Origin of the sequence: Streptomyces sp. NBC_01288, from assembly GCF_035982055.1 — a bacterium.
Lineage (GTDB): Bacteria > Actinomycetota > Actinomycetes > Streptomycetales > Streptomycetaceae > Streptomyces.
Genome location: NZ_CP108427.1, coordinates 1148010 through 1169897 on the forward strand (window position 1 = coordinate 1148010; position 21888 = coordinate 1169897).

Annotated in this window: 16 protein-coding genes and 1 tRNA gene; 7 read left to right on the plus strand and 10 right to left on the minus strand. The window is 71.2% G+C overall.

Annotated features, from left to right (window positions below; genetic code table 11):
• The first annotated feature begins 215 nt into the window (after positions 1-215).
• Positions 216-1298: a LacI family DNA-binding transcriptional regulator gene (locus OG194_RS05205; RefSeq protein WP_327399649.1), complete on the plus strand. Its 1083-nt coding sequence runs from the start codon at positions 216-218 to the stop codon at positions 1296-1298.
• The gene (locus tag OG194_RS05210) at positions 1295-3256 is read left to right on the plus strand and encodes a DUF2264 domain-containing protein (protein WP_327399650.1); all 1962 of its coding nucleotides are present in this window, start codon (positions 1295-1297) and stop codon (positions 3254-3256) included. Before OG194_RS05205 ends, OG194_RS05210 begins: the two co-directional genes overlap by 4 nt.
• A gap of 54 nt (positions 3257-3310) precedes the next feature.
• Here OG194_RS05210 and OG194_RS05215 read toward each other — a convergent pair whose 3' ends face one another.
• On the minus strand, positions 3311-4300 hold the full coding sequence (locus OG194_RS05215; protein ID WP_327399651.1) for a glycoside hydrolase family 6 protein: 990 nt from the start codon (positions 4298-4300) through the stop codon (positions 3311-3313).
• A gap of 114 nt (positions 4301-4414) precedes the next feature.
• On the minus strand, positions 4415-6691 hold the full coding sequence (locus OG194_RS05220; RefSeq protein ID WP_327399652.1) for a glycoside hydrolase family 9 protein: 2277 nt from the start codon (positions 6689-6691) through the stop codon (positions 4415-4417).
• A 323-nt stretch (positions 6692-7014) separates the two neighbouring features.
• Here OG194_RS05220 and OG194_RS05225 point away from each other — a divergent pair, with 323 nt between their 5' ends.
• From OG194_RS05225 to OG194_RS05235, 3 genes are all read left to right on the plus strand, one after another.
• Positions 7015-8358 (plus strand): GH1 family beta-glucosidase, encoded by a 1344-nt coding sequence (locus tag OG194_RS05225; protein ID WP_327399653.1) that lies wholly within the window; start codon positions 7015-7017, stop codon positions 8356-8358.
• Between the two features lie 81 nt (positions 8359-8439).
• Complete coding sequence (locus tag OG194_RS05230) at positions 8440-9441, plus strand: LacI family DNA-binding transcriptional regulator (protein ID WP_327399654.1); 1002 nt, start codon at positions 8440-8442, stop codon at positions 9439-9441.
• A 122-nt stretch (positions 9442-9563) separates the two neighbouring features.
• Positions 9564-11237, plus strand: a complete 1674-nt coding sequence (locus OG194_RS05235) for a glycosyltransferase (RefSeq protein WP_327399655.1) — start codon at positions 9564-9566, stop codon at positions 11235-11237.
• Positions 11238-11275: 38 nt separating this feature from the next.
• Here the strand turns inward: OG194_RS05235 and OG194_RS05240 are convergent, their stop codons facing one another.
• From OG194_RS05240 to OG194_RS05260, 5 genes are all read right to left on the minus strand, one after another.
• The gene (locus OG194_RS05240; protein WP_327399656.1) at positions 11276-11641 is read right to left on the minus strand and encodes a hypothetical protein; all 366 of its coding nucleotides are present in this window, start codon (positions 11639-11641) and stop codon (positions 11276-11278) included.
• Positions 11642-11847: 206 nt separating this feature from the next.
• Positions 11848-11921 (minus strand) — tRNA-Pro (locus OG194_RS05245).
• Between the two features lie 61 nt (positions 11922-11982).
• Entirely contained in the window at positions 11983-12897 is a 915-nt protein-coding gene (locus OG194_RS05250; RefSeq protein WP_327399657.1) for a YceI family protein, read from the minus strand.
• A gap of 86 nt (positions 12898-12983) precedes the next feature.
• A complete protein-coding gene (locus OG194_RS05255; protein WP_327399658.1) occupies positions 12984-13745 on the minus strand; it encodes an NUDIX domain-containing protein in 762 nt (253 codons plus the stop codon).
• A gap of 26 nt (positions 13746-13771) precedes the next feature.
• Positions 13772-15232, minus strand: coding sequence for an MFS transporter (locus OG194_RS05260; RefSeq protein WP_327399659.1), 1461 nt, complete (start codon positions 15230-15232; stop codon positions 13772-13774).
• 147 nt (positions 15233-15379) lie between these two features.
• On the opposite strand from OG194_RS05260, the gene OG194_RS05265 reads away from it, so the two are divergent.
• The gene (locus tag OG194_RS05265) at positions 15380-15958 is read left to right on the plus strand and encodes a TetR/AcrR family transcriptional regulator (protein ID WP_327399660.1); all 579 of its coding nucleotides are present in this window, start codon (positions 15380-15382) and stop codon (positions 15956-15958) included.
• A 24-nt stretch (positions 15959-15982) separates the two neighbouring features.
• Here OG194_RS05265 and OG194_RS05270 read toward each other — a convergent pair whose 3' ends face one another.
• From OG194_RS05270 to OG194_RS05280, 3 genes are read right to left on the minus strand one after another with little or no spacing between them, the layout of a single operon-like run.
• Positions 15983-17053 (minus strand): maleylacetate reductase, encoded by a 1071-nt coding sequence (locus OG194_RS05270; RefSeq protein WP_327399661.1) that lies wholly within the window; start codon positions 17051-17053, stop codon positions 15983-15985.
• The gene (locus OG194_RS05275; RefSeq protein WP_327399662.1) at positions 17050-17907 is read right to left on the minus strand and encodes an intradiol ring-cleavage dioxygenase; all 858 of its coding nucleotides are present in this window, start codon (positions 17905-17907) and stop codon (positions 17050-17052) included. Before OG194_RS05275 ends, OG194_RS05270 begins: the two co-directional genes overlap by 4 nt.
• Positions 17908-17948: 41 nt before the next feature.
• The gene (locus OG194_RS05280; RefSeq protein WP_327399663.1) at positions 17949-19694 is read right to left on the minus strand and encodes an FAD-dependent oxidoreductase; all 1746 of its coding nucleotides are present in this window, start codon (positions 19692-19694) and stop codon (positions 17949-17951) included.
• Positions 19695-19897: 203 nt separating this feature from the next.
• On the opposite strand from OG194_RS05280, the gene OG194_RS05285 reads away from it, so the two are divergent.
• Positions 19898-21886: a helix-turn-helix domain-containing protein gene (locus OG194_RS05285; RefSeq protein ID WP_327399664.1), complete on the plus strand. Its 1989-nt coding sequence runs from the start codon at positions 19898-19900 to the stop codon at positions 21884-21886.
• The last annotated feature ends 2 nt before the right edge of the window (positions 21887-21888 follow it).

Here is a 21888-nt window from a genome sequence, read left to right on the forward strand (position 1 = left end):
CCGACGGCTACCGAGCGGCATGTAACGTTCACTGAACCGTTTACAGTAACCGGGACGTTAAGGGCAGGTCTCACAGCCGTCAAGAGGTTCGGCGATCCTGGACAAGTTCCAACAGGTACCTGCACCCGGGCCGTAGAGAAACCCTCGCCAGTTGTGTAACTTTTTCATCGGTGTTACTTACATCGGCTGTTCACCGGGGCGAGGAGAAGCAGAGCATGGCTCAAGGTCGGGGTTCCGCAGGCCGGGCGACGATCCGTGACGTGGCATCGCGCGCGGGCGTGTCCGTCGCGACCGTCTCGCGGATTCTCAGCGGGGCGTACACCGCTCCCCCGGCGACGCACGAACGGGTCATGCAGGCCGTGCACGACCTCGACTACGTGGTCAACGCCAACGCCCGTTCCCTGAACACGGCTTCGGGGATGGTGGCGATGGTGGTCAACGACATCACCTCGCCGTTCTTCATGAACGTCGCCTCCGGAGTGGAGGAACAGGCCGTCGCCGACGGCCGGGTCTGCCTGGTCTGTTCCACCCAGGGTGTCCCGGAACGCGAGTTGTCGGTGATCGAGCTGATGCGTCAGCGGGGTGCGGAGGCCGTCATCCTGGTCGGCGGCATGGCCGAGACCGAGGAGCATCTCGCCCAACTCACGGTCGCCGCCGAGGGGTTGGACCGGGCCGGTGCCCGTCTGGTGCTCTGCGCCCGGCCGTGGAAGGGCGGCGCGAAGGCGCCGGTGGACGTGGTGGAGTGCGACATGGAGAGCGGCGCCTTCGCCGCCACCAGTCATCTGCTGTCCGCCGGTCACACCCGGGTGGCCCATCTGGCGGGCCCGCACGAGTTCAGCGTGGCGGGCCAGCGCCTCGAAGGGTACGAACGGGCGCTGCGCGCACACGGCGTCAAGCCCGACCCGGCGCTCGTCGCCGAGAGCGACATGACCCGCGAGTCCGGCTACGAGGCGGCCTGCCGCCTGCTGACCGACACCGATGCCACGGCGATCTTCTGCGCGAGCGACATGAGCGCGGCCGGTACCATCGCCGCCGCCCGTGACCTGGGCCGCTCGGTCCCCGACGACCTCTCCGTGGTCGGCTTCGACGACATCCCGCTCGCCGAGGACCTCTACCCCCGGCTGACCACCGTGCACGTCCCGCAGCAGGAGCTCGGCCGCTCCGCGACCCGCCTCGCCCTGCACCGCCGTCCCATGGACCCGCCGAGCCGCCGTGTGGTGCTCGGCTCGCACGTCGTCGTACGCCAGTCGGTGGCGCCCCCGGCCCGCCTCAACACCGCTGGAAAGGTGGACAGTTGATACCGGAGGACCGTCTCCTCTCCCCGCACACCGGCTGGACGCGAACGCACTGGGAGGCGCTGGCCGACGCCCAACTGACCGCCGTCCGCCCGTACGCCACCGACCGGCACGCCCTGCTCCATCTGCCGGGCCCCGCCAGCCGCAACGGCCGGCACAGCGACGGCCTCGAAGGCTTCGCCCGCACCTTCCTCCTCGCCGGCTTCCGCCTGGCCCACTCCGGCGACAACGACCCGCACGACCACACCAGTTGGTACGCCGAGGGCCTGACCGCCGGGACGGACCCGCACTCGCCGGACCACTGGCCGAGCATGCGCGAGTGCGGGCAGGCCAAGGTGGAGTGCGCGTCGGTGGCGATCGCGCTGCACGAGACCCGGCGCTGGATCTGGGACCGGCTGGACGACGGCGTACGGCAGCGGATCGTCGCCTGGATGACGGACCTGCTCGGCAGCGAGGTCCCCGACAACAACTGGGTCTGGTTCAGGGCGATCACGTCGGCGTTCCTGCGCTCGGTCGGTGCCCCGTGGAGCGCGCCCGACATCGACCACGCGATCGCGCGCACGGAGGCCTGGTACGCGGGCGAGGGCTGGTACGCCGACGGGGGCGGCACCGGCGGCCCGCTGCGCCACTTCGACTACTACTCGGGCTGGGCCATGCACTACTACCCGCTCTGGTACTGCCGCATCTCCGGCGCCGACGCGGACCCCGCCCTGCTCCCCCGCTACCGGGCCCGGCTGCGCCGCTACTTGGACGACGCCCAGCACCTGGTGGGGGCGGACGGCGCCCCGCTGTACCAGGGCCGCTCCCTGACGTACCGCTACGCGATGCTGTGCCCGCTGTGGGCGGGCGCCGTCTTCGACGCCACTCCCCTGCCGGCGGGCCGTACCCGCCGCCTCGCGAGCGGAGTCCTACGGCACTTCACCGAGGCCGGCTGCTTCGACGGGCGCGGGCTCCAACCGCTGGGCTGGCACGGGGAGTTTACGGCCATCCGGCAGCCGTACTCGGGGCCCGGCTCGCCGTACTGGTCGAGCAAGGGCTTCGCCGGGCTGGTGCTGTCGGCGGACCACCCGGTGTGGGCGGAGAAGGAGGAGGCGCTGCCGATCGTGACCCGGGACGTGCGGCGGACGTTGACCGCCCCGGGGTGGCTCGTCTCCGGTACGGCGGCGGACGGTGTCGTCCGCGTCGTCAACCACGGCAGCGACCACGCCTTCGGTGACGGCACCGCCCCCGAGGCGGACGATCCGGTCTACAGCCGCCTCGCCTACGCCTCTCACGTCGCCCCCGACAGCACGGAGTCGAGCCTGAACGACCCGGTCGACTCGCACATCGCGCTGCTCGACGCCGAGGAACGGCCGTCCCACCGGCGCCCGTTGACCCGCCTGCACCTGGGTGTACGCACGGCCGTCTCCCGCCATCAAGCACACTGGCCGGTCGGCCCGGTGCCCGCCCCGTACGCCCACGATCCCGCGCCCAGGTTCCGTACGGGTCCGTGGATCACGACGGCGTCCGTGCTGAACGGGCCGCTGGAGGTGCGGCTCGCGCGCGTCGATGGACCGGTCCAGGAACCGCTGCGGCTGCGCCTCGGCGGCTACTGCCTGGCCGACGTCGAACCGCCGGGCATGCACCTGGAGTCACAGCCGGCCGCCTGGGCACGCCGCCCGACCGGCCTGTCCAGCACGGTGATCGGGCTGCGCGGTTTCGACGAGGCGGGCATCGCCACCGCGCGCGACGCCAACGCCTTCGGGCCGCACTCGGCGACACCCTGGCTCGCCACCACGTCGGAGGTCCAACCGGGCACGGTGTACGCCGCGTTGGTCTGTCTCTCCGGGGTGGTCGCGGGTCCGGGCGCCGCCGAAGCCGTACGGCTGGAGGTCTGTTACGACGGTGACGGCAGCGCCCTCGCCTCCGTCACGTGGCCCGACGGGACGTCGGACAACGTCCGCCTGGAACCACCGAGTTGATGAGCGGGACGATGTGGGACGCGGGCTGTCAGGGGCCCGCGCCCCACCCCGGGATCACGTGCCGTCGATGAGCCTGACGGCGAGATCGGGACTGAACTGCCCTGCGGGCACGGTCGGTGCGACGCCGCACTGCCCGTCGGAGTTGCCCGGTGTCTTGACCCACAGCAGCAGGTCCTCGGCACCGCCCACCCGTGGGGTGACGCCGAGTTTCCGTCCGGCGGGGTTGCACCATTCGCCGTTGGAGCCGTTGCCGTTGCGGCTGGTGTCGACGACGAAGTGGGAGCCGCCGCCGAGCGCCGAGTTGATCGAGTTGCCGTAGGTCTCCGAGGACGGGGTGGTGTAGAAGTTCGAGACGTTCAGGGAGAAGCCGCGGATGTTGGCGACGCCGGCTGACCTCAGGCGGCTCGCCATGGTCGCCGGGGCGACCCAGTTGGTGTGTCCGGCGTCGAGGTAGGCCCAGGTGTTGGGCGCCTTCTGCTGGAACATCTGGGTGGCGTAGGAGAGCATCGCGAGGCGGTCGCTGATCTGGGCGCTGGTCAGGCAGCTGAAGTCCGACAACGCGTCCGGCTCGATGACGACGACGGCGGGGTGGGTGCCGACGGCCGCCGCGAAGGTGGAGATCCAGGTGCGGTAGGCGGCCACGCTGCCCGCGCCGCCGGAGGACTCGCCGCCGCACGCGTCCCGGCCCGGGATGTTGTACGCGACCAGGACCGGCAGTTTGTCGTGGCTGTCGGCGGCGCCGACGTAGCCGGACACGGCCGGTCCGATGCCCGCGCTCTCGTTGGCGAACCAGCGGGCGATCGGCTGGGACGCGATGGCCGACTGGATGCGTGCGGCGCGGGAGTCGGAAGGGTTGTTGCGGACCCAGACGGCCGGGCCGGAGTCGGGGTTGGAGTAGAAGCCGCTCGTCAGGGAGACCGGGCTGGCGGCGGACGCCGAACCGGTCGCCACGAGCGACAGCGGCGCAACGAGCAGACAGATCAGGGCAGTTCTGAATGAAACGGTCTTCAGCGAGTCGGTTGTGAGCAGGGCTTTCCAACGCATGGCGCGTCCCTATCTCTCGGGGCGGGGCTGCCGCGGGCCCCTCGGCTCGGCTCCGGCCGCGCTCGTCCAAGCGCGGCCGGGGCCACGGCGGTTGGTGCGTTCAGGCCGCGGCGTTCAGCGCGCGGAGTCGGCGGCGAAGGTCGCCACCCAGGCGAGCGCGGAGTTCCAGTTGATGGCGATCTCGTTGGTCGAGTACGAGTAGATGTCGTCGATGTAGCAGGTGGCGGGGGCGCAACCGACCAGGTTCTGTTGCGCGACCGGGTCCTGGAGGGCCGAGTCGGGGCCGCCGGCCAGTGAACCGGGCGGCGGGCTCGGCAGGTTGGCGTCGATCTGGTGGGCCCAGATGCGGTTGTGCTGGTTGTGGCTGGCCTGGGTGCCGTAGCCGGTGACGAAGGACTGGTTCAGGGCGTTGCGGCCGAGGAGGTAGTCCAGCGACTCCAGGACGGCGCTGCGGTAGCCGTCCCGGTGGGTGAGGTCGTAGGCGGTCGCGATGACCATGGCGTTGTTCGCGGTGACGCTGTTGGAGCCCCAGACGTAGGCGCCGTCGGTGGGCAGGTTGGGGTTCGGGTAGCCCTGTGACCGTTCATCCCGTACGAACCCGTCGGCGACGGCGAGGACCCGCTTGCGGGCGGCGGCGACCATGCGGGCGGGGAAGCGGCTCGGCAGCCGGACGACGGTGAGGTCGGCCAGCGCGCCGGTGTCCCGCCAGGAGAACCCGGCCGGGGTGATCTCCGTGTCGATGCGGGACAGGTAGGCGCGGTCGTGCGTGGTGGCGTACAACTCCGTTGCGGCCCAGGAGAATTCGTCGCTCACGTCGGTGTCGGCGTACGCTCCGCCGCCGACGCTGTCGCTGCTCGGGGCGTACACGTCGGGGTGGGCGAGCGCGGCCTTCCAGGCGGTCTCGGCGGCGGTCAGGCACGTGTGCGCGAAGGCGGCGTCGTAGCGGGCCCAGACCCGGGCGCACTGGGCGCCCGCGGCAGCCAGGTTGAGGGTCGCGGCCGTGGACGGGGCGTGCAGGTAACGGGGTTGGGAGTCCTGGTCGGGCCGGGTGGGCAGGGCGGTCCAGGCCAGGTCGTGGACCTTGTGGTGGACCATTCCGGCCAGCGGTTCGCCCGCCGGGACCTGCATGCTCAGCAGGAACTCCGTCTCCCAGCGGGACTCGTCGAGGACGTCCGGGACGCCGTTGTGGTTCTCGGGGATGCTCAGCAGTCCGTCGCGCAGCCCGGCGGTGTCGCCCTCGGCGCGCGAGCGCTCGTAGGAATCCATCAACTGCCAGTCCGCAAGGGCCCCGTTGACGACGTACTTGCCCTGGTCGCCCGCGTCGTACCAACCGCCCTGGACGTCCAGGGAGTAGTCGCAAGTGCCGGGCAGGCAGGGCACGTTGGTGTCGCCCTTGTTGGGCGCCACGCCGACATGTCCCGCGGGCCGGGCGTAGGCGTCACCGGCGTACTGCGCCTCGATGGGCGTGCCGCTGCGGACGTCGTAGAAGTAGCCGAGTGCGTCCTTGCGCAGGGACGTGTACGGGTTGTCCGCGATGGCGAACGGGTAGCTGGTCGCGTCGCCGACCACGAGTGTGTATCCCGTTCCGGCCTTGCGCACCGAGCTGAAGTCGGCGATGTGCACATGGTCGCCGGAGGCGGCGTCCGTGCCCTGGACGTCGGTGCGGCCCGACTTCACGAGCTCACCCGAGGCGTCGAGCAGACGCCAACGCACGGGCTTCGTCGAGGAGTTGACGATCGACGCCTTCTTGGGACCGTGGACCGCGTAGCCGTACTGGTTCGTCCGCACCGGGGAGCCGAAGTCGCGTCCGCCGCCGGGTGGTATCGCGCCGCCGGTGAGGGAGACGTCGTCGAGGCAGAGGGTGAACGGCTGGGCGGCGCCGCCCTGTTGGAAGGAGAGTTGGGCGTGCAGGTTGGCGGCGGTGGAGTTGCCGGTGAACTGGAAGGTCTTGGGTGTGGTGGTGACGGCGGCGGTCTTGTTGAGGGTGGTCGTGAACGGGGCGGCGGGCAGCTGTAGTACGGCGTGGATCGACACGTCCCGGGTGGCGGAGGCCGTGAAGCGCAGCGTGTAGGGCTGGCCGGCCTCCAGCGGGATGTCGTTCTGGCCGATCATCGAGTCCCAGACGTTGACGGTCCCGCCGGGGACGTCGGCGCACAGGCGGCCCAGGCTGACGGTGGAGGGCGTGTTGCCGCTGCTCCACCAGGAGGTCTTGCCGTTGTCGAACGTGCCGTTGAGCACCCGTTCGTAGGGGGCGTCGGCGGCGTGCGCGGACGTCACGGGAAGCACGGGGGTCGCGGCCAGTGTGGCGACGGTCAGGGCGGGCGCGAGAAAGACCACGGCCCATCTGGTCCTGCGGAATCTGGTCTTACGGAAGCTGGTCCTGCGGAACATACCGAGCCCTTCTCGGTGACAGGGTCGGCTCGGTGCGGCGTCAGTGCCAGATGGTGGGTGGAGGCGGCAAAGCTGTCAAGACTTCACACACAGGAGCCTTCTCCACAGTCTTTCCGCGTCCTGACCCTTCACAGACTGAACGTCGCACTCCTACTCTGCGACTGTTAGCGCTTCCAGTTTCTTTCGGAGGCATCGCACAGGAACCGGCCGAGCTGTGGCGTCAACCCAGTTCCATACCAGTTCAGTACCGACACGCACGTCGAGGACGAGGGCACTCCGATTGTCACCGCTCTCAGTTTCGCCGAAGACGGAGGTTCAACTCAGTGAGCACGTTCGATCCCGGCTTCCTGTGGGGCGCCGCCACGTCGAGCTATCAGATCGAGGGCGCGGTCACGGAGGACGGCCGGGGGCCCTCCATCTGGGACACCTTCGCGACAACTCCGGGCGCAGTCCGGGGCGGTGACACCGGAGCCGTCGCGGCCGACCACTACCACCGCTTCCCCGGGGACATCGCACTGATGGGCCAACTCGGCCTGCGCGCCTACCGGTTCTCCCTCGCCTGGCCCCGGATCCAGCCCACCGGTTCCGGCCCGGCGAACCAGCGCGGCCTCGACTTCTACCGCCGCCTCACGGACACCCTCCTCGACCACGGCATCCAGCCCTGGCCCACCCTCTACCACTGGGACCTGCCCCAGCCGCTGGAGGACGCCGGCGGCTGGCCGGTGCGGGACACGGCCGAGCGGTTCGCCGAGTACGCCGCCCTCGCGCACGAGGCGCTGGGCGACCGCATCGCCCACTGGACCACCCTCAACGAGCCCTGGTGCTCGGCCTTCCTCGGCTACGCCACGGGCCGCCACGCCCCCGGCCGCCACGAACCCGCCGCCGCCGTACGCGCCGCCCACCATCTGCTACTCGCCCACGGGTTGGCGACGGAGGCGATACGGAACGGCGACTCGCACATCGGCATCACGCTCAACCTCACCCATGTCACCCCGCTCGGCACCGAGCCCGCCGACCTGGACGCGGCCCGCCGTGTCGACGGCATGCAGAACCGCCTCTTCCTCGACCCGCTGCTGCGCGGGGCGTACCCCGACGACGTGCTCGGCGACCTCCGTGAGGTGACCGACACCGGCCACATCCGTGACGGCGACCTGAAGCGGATCGGGGCTCCGCTGGACCACCTGGGCATCAACTACTACGCGCCGATGCTGGTCGCGGGCAGCGCGACACCGGTCCCATCCGCCTACGTGGGCTCGCCGTTGGCCCGTGTAGCCGACGGCGGCCGGCCGAAGACGGCGATGGGCTGGGAGATCGACGAGCGGGGACTCCTGGACCTCCTCCTGCGGCTCAAGGCCGACTATCCGGCCGTACCCCTGTACATCACGGAGAACGGGGCCGCCTTCGACGACATCGTGGAGGCCGACGGTGTGCACGACGCGGACCGGATCGCCTACCTGGACGGCCATCTCCGTTCCTGCGCACGGGCGATCGACCGCGGCGTGCCGCTCAAGGGCTACTTCGTCTGGTCGTTCCTCGACAACTTCGAGTGGTCCTTCGGCTACGGGCCCCGCTTCGGCATCGTGCACGTCGACTACGCGACCCAGCGCCGTACGCCGAAGGACAGCGCCCGCTGGTACGCGGAGGTCATCCGGCGCGGCGGCCTGTGAGGCCGTCAGCGCTTACAGTGCTGCTACCGACCGCCCCCGGTACCGCCCGCCGCCCCTCCGTACGAACTGGAGTCGCCCCCGATGACCACACGGCCGCCGACGCTCGACGAGGTGGCGCTGCGCGCCGGAGTGTCCGTCGGAACCGTCTCGCGTGTGATCAACAACCGTCGGCACGTCAGCCAGAAGGCGCGGCAGGCGGTGGAGAGTGCCGTGGCGGAACTGGGCTACGTGCCCAATGTGGCCGCCCGTTCGCTCGCCTCGCAGCGGCGCGGCGCGGTGGTGCTGGCGATCTCCAGCGACGATCCGGCACTGTTCGCCAACCTCTTCTTCGCTGAGGTCATCACCGGTGTGAACGCGGTCGTGGAGGAGACCGACCTCGAACTCCTGCTGATCCTGGCCGCGGGCGAGCGGGGCCGGGACCGGCTGACCCGCGTCCTTCAGTCCCGGGGTGCGGACGGCGTCATGCTGCTGGCCCTGCGCGAGAACGATCCGCTGGCGAAGGTCGCCGAGGCGGGGAACGTCCCGGTCGTCCACGGGGGCCGCTCGCTCGAACGGCCTCCGCGCTGGTACGTCGACGCCGACAACCGGGGTGGCGCCCGCGAGGCCGTGGAGTACCTGATCGCGACGGGCCGCCGGGCCATCGGCACCGTCACCGGCCCGCTCGACATGCACGCCGGTGTCTCCCGCTACCTGGGCTTCCGCGAGGCGGTCGCGCTGGCCGGCCTGGCGGACCACCGGGTGGCGCACGCGGACTTCAGCGAGCTGGGCGGGGCCACGGCGACCGCCCGTCTCCTCGACGAACACCCGGACCTGGACGCGGTGTTCGTCGCCTCGGACGCCATGGCGGCGGGCGCCCTGCACGTCCTGCGCGAGCGCGGCCGGTCCGTCCCCGGGGACGTCGCGGTCGTCGGCTTCAACGACATCCTCACGGCCCGGCACACCCACCCCGCCCTGACGACGATCCGCCAGCCCATCGTGGCCCTCGGCAGCGAGATGACCCGGATGCTCGTGCGCATCCTGGCGGGCGAGGAGCCGACGCCGCTCATCCTGCCGACGGAGCTGGTGATCAGGGAATCCGCGTGACGCGGCGACCTCGCCCGTCCGACCCCTCGCACATTCGGTAAGGCGCACACCAAGAGTCGTACAACCAATCCCCAACAACAAGTGTCCCGTAGGACAACGACACTTGTCCCGGGGGGGATATTTTGATCAAGGTAAGCGTTGTCGTACCCGTCTACAACGCCGGTTCCTACATTGACCGTTGTGCGCCGTCACTGGTCAACCAGAGCCTGGGGGCCGACGCGTACGAGGTCGTGTACGTCGACGACGGGTCGACGGACGACTCCGCCGAACGACTCGAACGACTGGCCGAGGCGCATGAGCACGTCCGGGTGTTCCGGCAGGAGAACTCCGGCTGGCCGGGCAAGCCGCGGAACGTGGGGGTGGACCGGGCCCAGGGGAAGTACGTCCAATTCGTCGACCAGGACGACGAGTTGTCGTACGAGGCGCTGGAGCGGCTGTACGCGATGGCGGAGCGCAACGGGTCGGACATCGTGCTGGGCAAGGTGCACGGGACGATGCAGGGGCCCAGCAATGTGTTCAAGCGGACGGTCGAGCGGTGCACCGCCGCCGACGCCCCGCTCTTCGAGAGCCTGACGCCGCACAAGATGTTCCGCCGGGACTTCCTGCGCGAACACGGGATCCGCTTCCCGGAAGGGCGCGTCAGGCTGGAGGACCAGCTGTTCATGGCGCGCACCTACGTACGGGCCAAGACGGTGTCGATACTCGGCAACTACCCCTGCTACCGGTGGAATCGGCGCGAGGACGGCGGCAACAACAGCAGCCGCCGGATCACCGCCGACGACTACTACGGCCACCTGGACAAGGTCGTGGAGGCGATCAAGGAGGGCACCCCTCCCGGCGACCTCCAGGACCGGCTGCTGCGCCGCTCGTACCGCGTGGAGCTGCTGCGGCCGGTGAGCGAACCGCGCGTACTGCGGCGCACCGGCAAGGACTTAGAGGAGTACTTCACCACCGTCCGCCGGATGGCGATGACCAGCTATCCGCCAGGGGTGAGCGAAGGCCTCCCGGCGATCAGCCGCCTGCGGGCCGAACTGCTCGTGCAGGACCGGCTGGACTCCCTGGTCGAACTCGCCCGCCGCACCGAGCAGATCAGGGCGCAGGTCGACGTCGACGACATGCGCTGGCGCAACGACAAGCTGGTGATCCGGACCCGCGTCGGCATGGTCCGGGCCGACGGCGAGCCGCTGACCGTGGTGGAGCGCGGCGGCCGGATGCTCCTCGACCCCCAACTCCTGGACGGCATAAGGGGAGCGGAGAACTGGGAGGTTCCCGATCCCTTCTCGCACGCGTACGGGGAACTCATCGTGCACGACACCGCCGACAACCACTGGTGGTACCCCGACGGCGAGTTGACGCCGACCCTGGAACCGCTCGGCGGAGACCGCCACCGGGTCGTGGTCACCGGCGAGACGGTCATCGACCCGCTGACCCTCACCGGTGACGCCCCGATGAATCCCGGTGCCTATCAAGTCTGGGCCAGCGCACAGCTGTTGGGCGTCGGCCGACGCCCCCGGCTGGCAGCCGCCCCGGGCAGCGCGCGCATCCTCCTCGGCACGGTCGCCGTCGGCACGCCACCGCGCCTGGTCTCCCCCACCTGGGCGGGCCCCGGCGGCCAACTCCGGCTCGCCGTCGGCGAACCCGGCCGGATCGGCACCACCCGCCGCGTCCTGCTCCGCACCACCGCCGACCACCGCCTCCGGCACGGCGTCCGCGAGGTGCTGCGCCGCCTGCCGCCCGGCGTACGCAAGAACATCCGCGCCACGGCACGGCGGGCGGAGGGGTGGATGCTGGGGTAGCGGGGGGCTCGGGTCCCCGGCCGGTCACCGGGGAACGGTCAAGGGCCGCCTCGGATTGATCTGGAGCGCGAGCTGCTCCGCGCTCTGCGGGAGCAGCCCTGTGGTCTGACCAGGACCGTTCTGACCACGGGTTCGCGGTCCAGCATCCCGGCCCGGGACAGTTCCTCGGCCAGGCGGGTCAGTACGGCGGCCACCGGCGCGGAGATCAGGCCGGGGGCAGTGAGGCGGTGCAGGACCAGGGTCTCGAACGTGCCCGGTACCGGCACCGGGAGCAGGGTCAGCCCGGGGGTGCGCGAGGCGACCGAGCCTGGCAGCACGACCGCGCCCAGACTGGCGCGTACCATCGCCGCCGCCGCGGACCAGTTGGTCGCCCGATGGGCGGTCGGCCGGTCCGGCAGCGACACTCACCCTCCTCGTCGCGGCCGACGACTGACGCCGCCGCGGTCAGCACCACCGACACTTCAGGAGGGCGTCATTCAGGCAGTTCGCAACGACTGTCCCCACCTGCTGACACTGGTCGAAGCAGGCTGATCCCCACCTGGTCCCAACAATGACCAAGGGGCGGCTTCGGATTCCTCCGAAACCGCCCCTGACCAACGACTCCATAGAGTCGGGACGACAGGATTTGAACCTGCGACCCCTTGACCCCCAGTCAAGTGCGCTACCAAGCTGCGCCACGTCCCGCTCGCGCCACACCCGGTCCCGCCGGGTGAACGCGCAGGTGAACCCTACCGCATGTACCGGGTCACTTCGGCGGTGTCGGGGTGTCGTGGGTGCGGTACATCGCCTGGATGTCCAACTCCAGCTGGACGGTGGGGCCTACGACGGCGATGCCCCGGGCCAGCATGCTTCGCCAGTTCAAGGTGTAGTCCTCGCGGTGCAGTTCGACCGTGGCCAGGGCGGCGCAGCGGAGTTCCTCGGCGTAGCCGCCGTTGACCGTGCCCAGGTAGGTGGTGTCCAGGTTCACCGAGCGGCTCACGCCGTGCATCGTCAGCGAACCCTGTAGCGTCCACTTGCTGCCGCCCCGGTAGGCGAACCGGGTGCTGGCGAAGTCGATGTACGGGTACCGCTCGACGTCGAGGAAGTCACCGGAGCGCAGGTGGTTGTCCCGCGTGGAGTTGCCCGTGGTGATGCTGGACGCGTCGATGCGGACGTGGACCCGGGAGTCGGTCATCTCCTGGGCGATCTGGATACCGCCCTGGAACCGCTCGAACCGGCCGTGCACATGGGCCATGCCGACATGCTTGGCGATGAAGCGGATCGCGGTGTGCGGCGGGTCGAAGAGCCAGGTGCCGGGCGGCGGGAGTTCCTGGGCGCGGCCGGGCTGGAGCCAGACGCGTTCCGCGGGCTCGGCGATGCCCGCGACGATCTCGACCGTCTCCTGGTGCGGCTGGAGTCCCTGGGCCGAGACGAGGAGGCCGTAGCGGCCGGGCGGCAGGGCCGCGAGGAAGAAGCCGTACGGGTCGGTCGTACCGGAGGCGGCGACGCGGTGGGAGTCCAGGGCCGTCACCGTCACGTCGGCGGCCGGCATGGGAGAACCCATCGGGTCGACGATCTCACGACCGAGGCCGCCCGCGCCGAGCGGGAGGGGGAGCGAGAGGCCCGCCGCCGTGGCGCGGCCGCCTTGGGGCAACCAGCGCCTGAGCAGTGCGAGGGCCATGGTGATCACCTTTCTTCACAGCAGTCGTACTCTGCCGATCCTGAAGGCTTCGGCCGTGAAACGGGTGTCTCATATCGAGACACCCGTTACGCCCGTTCCGCGCCGCCCGATGTCTCGTGGCGGCGGACGATCGGCTCCAGGTAGTCCGCGTGCGGGCCCACCAGGAGCGGGAGTTGGGCCGTCGAGTGGATCAGGGCGATGTCGTCCAGCTCCGGTTCGCGGCCCTGGGCCCGCTCCGCCGCCGCCATGGCCTCGTACCTCTCGCGCAGTCGCGCCTCCGGGAGGGAGGGGGCACGGAACAGGACACCGATGCCGCCGTTTCCGGCACGGGTCACGTTCCAGAAGGTGAGGTCGTCGGGCGGGGTGTCGATGCCGGTCTCCTCGATCAACTCCCGTGCGGCGTGCCGGCGGAGGGCCGTCATGTCGAGCGGCTCGTCCCCCTCGGGCGGTTCGAGCGAGCCGCCCGGCAACTGCCAACGTCCCGGTGCCGCCGTCGAGTTCGACATACGGCCCACCAACAGGCGCCCGTCGTCGGCCGGTTGGAGGACGGAGACGAAGAACGACGGCAGCCACGAGGTCGAGAACGGGACGCGGCGGAGGGCGAAGTGGCGGTACGTCGTCCTCACCCAGGAGACGGTGAGGTCGTCCGGTCCCTCCCGCCGGGTGCCCGCGCACACCAGGACCGGCCCGTCGAAGAAACTCGGGTTGTCCCGTACCTTCGCGTCCCACACCTGGTCCATCGCCAGCCGCTCCTCGGGCGTGAGCCGAGGAGCGGCGGTCTCGACGAACCGGAGCCGCCGTACGTCCAGGAGTTCCCCGCCGGAACCCCGTGCGCTCTTTTCGATCATCACCTCATGCTGGCATACCGGCCACGTCAGTTGAGGGCGCCGGGAGCCATCACCGACGCCTCCTCCTCCGCCTTCAGGAGCGCCGACCCGGAGCCGCCGACGGTCGTTCCTCCGCTACGGCCGGACCGGCGCGGCACCAGGAGCGCGGCCAGCGCGGCGCCGAGGAGCAGCACCGCCAGCAGCGTGAACCCGTGGGTGTACCCGGAGTCGTAGGGCAGGCCGGACGGCTGGAGGTGGCCGGTGACCAGGACGCTGGTGACCGCGGCGCCGATCGAGCCGCCGATGGTGCGGATGTTGGCGTTCATGCCGGTGGCGGCGCCGGTCTGCTCGGGCGGGACGCTGCCGACGATGAGGTTGGCCATGGAGGCGAAGGCGAGTCCGATGCCGAGGCCGAAGATGCCTGCCACCAGGGCGATCTGCCACTGCTGGTCGTGCCAGAGGGCGAGGATCGCGCAGGCGACCGCGCCCAGGGCTGCGCCGGTGGTGAGCAGGGCCTTGGCGCCGACGATCGGCTCCAGGCGGCCGCTGAGCACGCCCGAGACGAACATCGCGAGCAGCATCGGGAGCATGAGGAGTCCGGACGCGGTGACGCTGGCGCCGAAGCCGTAGCCGGCGGACGAGGGGGTCTGGACGAAGCCGGGCAGGAAGGACCAGATCGCGTACATGCCCGCGCCGAACAGCAGCGCGGCGGTGTTGGTGGTCCACACGGACGGCAGGCGCATCACCTTCAGGTCGATGAGCGGGCTGCGGGAGCGGGCCTCCGAGAGCAGCCAGGCCGCGAAGAGGACGACGGCGGCGGCGAACAGGCCGACGACCCGCACGGAGCCCCAGCCCCAGATGCTCGCCTGGCTCAGCGGGAGCAGCAGGGCGACCAGCCAGCCCGAGAGGAGTACGGCGCCGAGCCAATTGACGTGTCCCTGGGCGCGGTTGGGCGACTCGGGGACGTAGCGCACGGCGATGAGGGTGGTGACGGCGACGATGCCGACGGGGAACCAGAACAGCCAGCGGTAGTCGAGCGCGGTCACGATGGGACCGGCGGCCACCATGCCGACGCCACCGCCCGCGGCGATCACGGCGGACAGGTTGCTGATGCTGCCGGGGACCCGGGACGCGTCGAACTCGTCCCGGATGATGCCGAAGGACAGCGGGAACAGCGCGCCGCCGATGCCCTGGACGACCCGGGCGATGATCAGGACGCCGATGTTGGGGGCGAGCGCGGCGACCAGACAGCCGGCCAGCACCGCCAGGAGGACGGCGACGAGGGTGCGCTTCTTGCCGACCAGGTCGCCGACGCGGCCGAGTATCGGGGTGAAGACCGAGGCGGACAGCAGATAGGCCGTCATCACCCAGGTCGCGGTGGACTGGGAGGTGTGGAGCGCGTGCTGGACGGTCGGCAGGGCCGGCGCGATCAGCGACTGAAGCATGGAGAACACGCCCGCACCGGTCGCGAGGACCGCGAAGGTGAGGCGGGAGGACTTGCGGGGCATCGAGAGCCTCTCCGGAACAAGCGAACGGGGGTGCGCCCGCGCATGGCACTACGGCGGAACGCGCCCACACTGCTAAAGTGGAGGTACCCCTCCACCATAACGGAGGCACACCTCCGGTTCAACCGGGCCCACCCCAGGGAGGCACCCGTGACGGCCCAGCCGTTCCCCGTCGGCGAGATCGTCGCGGCCCAGAGACCCCACCGCAAGGACGCCGCCCGCAACTACGACGCCCTGCTGACCGCGGCCCGCGAGGCCTTCGCGGAGCACGGCTCGGAGGCCTCGCTGGAGGACATCGCGCGGCGCGCGGGCGTCGGCATCGGCACGCTGTACCGCAACTTCCCGACCCGCCGGGCCCTCTTCGAGAGCGTCTACGCGAGCGAGGTGAACGCCCTGTGCCAGTTCGCCCTGGACGTCGCCGACCGGGAGCCGTGGGAGGCGCTGACCGCGTGGCTCAACCGTTTCGCGGGCTACGTGACGACCAAGCAGGCGGTGCGCCAGGCGCTGGAGAACGACTCGGAGATCTTCGGGACCTGCCGTGATTCGATGTTCTCCGCGGGCGGCCCGCTGTTCGAGCGCGCGCAGAAGGCGGGCGTGGCCCGCACGGACATGGACTTCAACGACCTGCTGCGCATGGCCGCCGGGATCACCGGCACGACGTTCGTGGACGACGCCCAGCGCGACCGCGTCCTGGCCATCGCACTGGACGGCGTCCGCACGAACCACTGACCGCGCGCACCACCGAAAGGCCGTTCACACGGGGGGAGTTCCCTCGTACGCCGCGTACAGCAGCGCGAGCACCCCGTCCTCCGTGACCGGCCGGGGGTTGGCGTACGCCTGGCTCACCGCCTGTGCGGCGGCCGTCGCCAAGTCGCTCTCCTCCAGGCCGAGTTCGGCGAGCGAGCGCGGTGCGCCGAGCCGCCTCGCCAGGTCCCACAGAGCGCGCGGTGCGTCGTCGGCGTCCAGCGCGCGGGCCACGACGGAGGCCGTCAGCGGTACGGCGGGCGCGTTGTACGCCAGCACGTACGGCAGCACCACCGTGTGCGTCTCCGCGTGCGGCAGGCCGAAGGTGCCGCCGAGCACATGGCACAGCTTGTGGTGCAGGCCCATGGTCGTGGCGCCGAGGCAGGAACCGCACAGCCACGCCCCGTACAGGGCCCGGCTCCGGGCCTCCAACGACCGTGGCTCGGCGGCCAGTTCGGGCAGCGCGCCCGCCAGCGCCCCTACGCCCTCCTCCGCCATGAGGGCGATCACGGGCGAGGTGTCCGGGGCGTACAGGGCCTCCACGGCATGCGCGATGGCGTTGATGCCGCTGGTCACCGTGAGCGGTACGGGGAGTTCCAGGGTGAGTTCGGGGTCGTAGACGACGCTCCGGGGCAGGACGGCGGGGTCGCGGCCGGTGCGTTTGGCGCCGTTCTCGGTGAGGCCCCAGACCGGGGTCATCTCGGAGCCGGCGTAGGTGGAGGGGACGGCGATCAGTGGGAGGCCGGTGCGCAGGGCGATCGCTTTGCCGAGGCCGACCGCCGAGCCGCCGCCGACCGCGACGCAGCCGTCGGCGCCCAGCGTGCGCGCCAACTCGACCGCGCGGTCCGCGACTTCGACCGGAACGTGCATCTTCGCCTCGGCGTGCACCCCGACGCACACCTCCCCCAGCGAGTCGGCGACCGCCTGCGCGGTGTCGGCACCCCGCGCGCCGGAGAGCACCAACACCCGCCGCAGGCCGAGCCGTTCGGCCTCCCCGGCGGTCGCGGTCAGCGCGGCGCCGGGGCGGAACACGACGCGCATGGGCTGGGCGTCGTAGGCGAAGTCCAGGAAGTTCTTCACGCGCGGTCCAGGACGAGGTCGAAGCGAGCGTGGCGGAAGGGGTTGGCGATGCCGAACTCCCTTGCCAGGGACGAGTCGTCGGTCGGGGTGAAGTCCTCGACGAGGCTCTGTTTGACGGCGAAGACGGCGTCGGAGTCGAGGTAGTCGCTGCCCGCCACGAAAATGTGCGTGGTGACCGGGGAGTGGCCCTCGGCCGAGGCGATGAAGTGGATGTGGGCAGGGCGGTAGGGGTGGCGGCCGGTCGCCTTGAGGAGTTCGCCGACCGGGCCGTCCGTGGGGATGGGGTACGGGCTCGGTACGCAGGTGCGGAACCAGAAGCGGCCCTCGGCGTCCGCGGTGAACAACCCCCGTCCGTTGCCCGGGGGTTGGAGGTCGGGGCGCTGCACGTCGTAGAAGCCGTTGCCGTCGGCCTGCCACACGTCGAGGACCGCGCCGGGGAGCGGAGTGCCGTCTCCGGACACGATCCGGCCGCTGACCACGCACGGCTCGCCGCCGCCCACCAGGTCGATGTTCGCGCCGAGTTCGCGGACCGGGGACTCGGTCATGTGGAAGGGGCCCAGCACCGTCGACTCGGTGGAACCGGCGGCCCTGTCGCCGTTGATCGTCTCGACCAGCATCGACAGGCCGAGCACGTCGGAGAGGAGGATGAACTCCTGCCGGGTGTCCGTGCACATCTTCCCGGTCTCCGTCAGGAAGCCGATCGCCCGCTCCCACTCCGCCTGGGTCAGGCCGGTCTCCCGCGCGAACGCGTGGAGATGCCGGATCAGGCCGGTCAGCAGTTCACGCAGGCGGGGATCGGCCGTCCCCTCCAGACTGGCGACGGCCTCGTCCGTGACGGTGACGTCAGTGGTCATTGCGGCTCCCTATCCTGCGCGAACTGCCCCTGTGTGAAATGTCAGCCGTGCCCGAGGATGCGTCGCAACGCGTCCGTGAGCAACTGTTCGGCGTTCTCGGCCGCGTCGGCGTGGCGGAATGCGACATAGCCGTCGGGGCGGACGAGGAGGGCGCCCCCGTCGGACACCTCGCTCAGGCGGGCCCAGTCGCCGTACGGGTCGTCGTACTCCTGGCCGGGGCCGATCACGACCGTGCCGATGTCCAGGGACTGCGCCTGCGCCGCGCGCACCCACTCCTCGCCGCCGATGCCGGTGAGGAGGGTGAAGCGGCCCTTGCCCACCGTGTCGAGGGTCGAGACGGTGCGGGTGCCGGCGGTGATCCAGGCGTGCGGGAGCTTGGCGCCGGGGCGGGAGCTGGGCTGGTGGTACAGCTCGCGGTCGCGTTCGAACCCGGGGTCGGGCGTGCCGTCGGGCACCACCGCGGTCGAACTCTCCGCGGAATAGCGCTGGTTGAGGTCGACGCCGTGCGCGTTGAACTCGTACACCTTGAACGCGATCGCCTCGCGCAACGCGGCCCGCTGCTTGGCCGCCGCCTCCGTGGCGTCCTTGCGGGCCTCGATGTTGGCCCACAACTGCTCGGGCGTCTGCGGGGAAAGGCCGTCCAGCGCCTCGAAGATGGGGGCGGTCTCGCCGATAGACTTGTTGGCGCGGGTGACGATCTGCTTGCCGACCGGGGCGCGTTCGGCGTCGTAGGTGTCGAGCAGCTTCGGCGTGGCGGTGCCGTCGAGGACCAGCTTCAGTTTCCACGCCAAGTTGTAGGCGTCCTGGATCGACGTGTTGGAGCCGAGCCCGTTCGACGGCGGGTGGCGGTGCACGGCGTCACCGGCGCACAGGACCCGGCCGTTGACGTAGGTCTCGGCGTACAACTCGTTGACCGTCCACGCCGAGGACGACTTGATGGTCACCGGGATCTCGTCGTCGCCGACCAACTGCCGTACGACGGACAGCGCGTACTCCTCGGTGAGGTCGGGGGCGCCGGCGCTCACGTCGTAACCCCACACGATCAGCCACTCGTTCCACGGCTTGACGCAGCGCACCAGGCCCGCGCCGATGCCGCCGACGGTGGCGCCGGGGGCGAGCACCCAGTAGAGGGTGGAGGGGCGGTGCGCGGTGTATTTCGACAGGTCCGCGTCGAAGACGATGTTGATGCTGCCCGCGACCCCCATCTGACCGCCCATCGGCAGCCCGGCGTCCTCCGCGACCTGCGAGCGTCCGCCGTCGGCGCCGATCAGGTACTTGGCGCGGATCCGGTACTCGTCGCCGCGCAGCCGGTCCTCGACGGTGACCGTGACGCCGTCCTCGTCCTGGACGAAGGACTTGTAGACCGTGCTGAAGCGGACGTTGGAGCCGCGCGCGAGCGCCGCGTCGATGAGCACCGGTTCCATCAGGTGCTGCGGCATGTCGCACATGCGGGTCGGGCTGGCCAGTTCGTGGGCTGCCTGGACGAGCGGGTCGTTGCCCCAGGAGCGGATCCGGCCCAGCTCCTCACCGGCCAGGCTGGTGCAGAACGTGGTGTTGCCCATCAGGTTCTGCGGTGTCGCCTGGGCCAGCACCTCGTCCTCGACGCCGAGGTCGCGCAGGACCTCCATGGTGCGCTGGTTGGTGATGTGCGCGCGGGGCGTCCGGGTGAGGCGCGAATAGCGCGTGACGACGATGTGGGGCACGCCGTAGGTGCTCAGCGCCAGCGCGGCGGACGCTCCGGCCGGGCCGCTGCCCACGATCAGTACGTCGGTCTCGACAACGTGCACGGCGGGACGCTCCAGGGGTGAGGCAGGGGTGCGACGGAGGTGGGGCAGGTTGGGACAGGGTGAGGCAGAGGTGAGGCAGAGGTGAGAAAGGCACCGACTCTTCACGATCATGATGCGGGCCGGACCTGCGCGGGTGTCTCATTACGAGACAGTTACAGCCCCTCGGCGGCCGCCGCCACGGGCCCGATACGGTGAGAGGCGTCATGACCACCCTGGATCACACCCCCGCCCTCGCCCCGCTGCGCCAGGCGCGCGAGCGGTTCCTGAGCGGCCGCCCGCTGCCCGACGACGTCCCCGACGAGGTCCTCGCGGCCTGGCGCCGCGCCCGCTTCTTCGGCGTACGGCATGACCTCGATGGACCGGTCCACGAACCCGAACCGCCCGCCGAATCCCCCCTGTTGGAGGCGGCGCGACCCGTGCTGGACCGCATCGCGCCGGCGCTCGGCCACTCGGCGATGCTCCTCACGGACGAGCGTCTGCGGGTGCTGTGGACCACGGGCGAGGTGCCCGGCGACGACCGGTGCCGGGATCTGTCCGAGCCGGAGGTGGGTCACAACAGCGCGGCCCTCGCCCTGCGCACCCGGCGCCGGGCCGAGGTGCACGGCCCCGAGCACTTCCTTGACGTGTGGCAGGACGTGTCCGCCGTGAGCGTGCCCCTGCTCGCCCCGGATTCCGGGCAGGTACTGGGCACGGTGACCGTCGCGTCCGCCCTGTGCGCCGGCTGCGGCCCGCACCCCGGAGCCGCCCTCGCCGAGGCGACGGCCACAGCGGTCGAAGCGGAACTGCTCGCCCGCTCCCGCACCGCCGAACGGGTGCTCCTCGACGCCTACACCCGGGCGGCCGCCCACACCCCGGCCCGCGCGGTCGTCGCCCTCGACGGCCGCAACCGCATCGTCAGCGAGGCCGCGGTACGGCTCGCGACACCTCAGGTACTGGCCGCGCTGGAACGGTCCGGCACTAGCGAGCGAGCCTCCGGCGCACGACCGCCCCACGGCTCACGGCGGCCTCAGGACACCGGGCGCGGTCCGGTGGTGGAACGGTCCAACGACGCCGGGGGCGGTCCGGTCGTGGAACGGTCCAAGGACGCCGGGGGCGGTCCGAGCCGGGAGGGGCCGGCCGACGCCGGGTGCGGTCCCGTCGTGGAACGGTCCTACGACACCGGGCGCGGTCCCAGCCCGGAGCGGCCGACCGACGCCGGGCGCGGTCCCGCCGTGGAACGGTCCCACGCCCCCGGAAGCCGCCCGGTGCAGGAGCAGTCCTACGACCTGACGCTCCCCGACGGTGCCGGGTGCACCGCGGAGATCACTCCCGTACGGCATGAGGGCCGCGTCCTCGGGATCGTCGCCGTACTCGAAGCGCGCCCTGCCGAGGCGCCCGTGCCGCGTCTCGTGCCGCACCCCGCGCTGGCGCTCGCGGGTGGTTCGGTGCCCTGGCGGCACGCGGTCGCCCGGGCGGTGGAGCTGGCCCGGGTTCCCGAGCCGCTGCTGCTGACCGGCGAGCGCGGCAGCGGCAAGACCGCGCTCGCCCGTGAACTGCTCGGCGGGACCGTGCCGCTGGTCGCCGATGCCGCCGAGTCGCCCGAACTAGGCGTCAAGTACAGCGAGTTGGCCGACGGCCGCCCGCTCCTCCTGCGGCACGCCGAGCGGCTGGCCCAGCCGGACGTCGCCGCGCTCAACTCCCTGCTCGACGAACACCCCGACGTGTATTTGCTGGTCACCTATACGCCCGGCACTCCCCCGGGCCCGTGTTTCCAGCGACTGCTGGACACCCTGGCGGCCCGGTCGGTGACCGTGCCCGCGTTGCGTGAACGCCCCGAGGACGTACGGGAGTTGCTGCCGGTGCTCGCGCCCCGCCCGGCCGTGGGGCAGCCGCCGCTCACCTGGACCCTGGACGCGCTCAGGGCCCTGGAGGAGCATCCCTGGCCCGGGAACGTGACAGAACTCGCCCATGTCGTCAGGGCGTTGGCGGAACACCGGCGGGTCACCGGCCCCGTGCGGCGGGCCGAGCTGCCCGATCCCGTGCGGGAGGGTCCCTCGGCCCGGCGGCTCAGCCCGATGGAGCACGCCGAACGCACGACGATCCTGGCGGCGCTGCGCCGGCACGGGGGCAACAAGGCGCGGGCGGCTGCCGCGTTGGGGATCGGGCGGGCGACGCTGTACCGCAAGCTGCGCGGTTACCAAGGCATCTCGTAGGC

Coding starts and splice junctions, on each gene's coding strand:
- OG194_RS05205 (WP_327399649.1), top strand. CDS start 216: ATGGCTCAAGGTCGGGGTTCCGCAGGCCGGGCGACGATCCGTGACGTG.
- OG194_RS05215 (WP_327399651.1), bottom strand. CDS start 4,300: ATGCGTTGGAAAGCCCTGCTCACAACCGACTCGCTGAAGACCGTTTCA.
- OG194_RS05220 (WP_327399652.1), bottom strand. CDS start 6,691: ATGTTCCGCAGGACCAGCTTCCGTAAGACCAGATTCCGCAGGACCAGA.
- OG194_RS05230 (WP_327399654.1), top strand. CDS start 8,440: ATGACCACACGGCCGCCGACGCTCGACGAGGTGGCGCTGCGCGCCGGA.
- OG194_RS05250 (WP_327399657.1), bottom strand. CDS start 12,897: ATGGCCCTCGCACTGCTCAGGCGCTGGTTGCCCCAAGGCGGCCGCGCC.
- OG194_RS05255 (WP_327399658.1), bottom strand. CDS start 13,745: ATGATCGAAAAGAGCGCACGGGGTTCCGGCGGGGAACTCCTGGACGTA.
- OG194_RS05260 (WP_327399659.1), bottom strand. CDS start 15,232: ATGCCCCGCAAGTCCTCCCGCCTCACCTTCGCGGTCCTCGCGACCGGT.
- OG194_RS05275 (WP_327399662.1), bottom strand. CDS start 17,907: ATGACCACTGACGTCACCGTCACGGACGAGGCCGTCGCCAGTCTGGAG.
- OG194_RS05285 (WP_327399664.1), top strand. CDS start 19,898: ATGACCACCCTGGATCACACCCCCGCCCTCGCCCCGCTGCGCCAGGCG.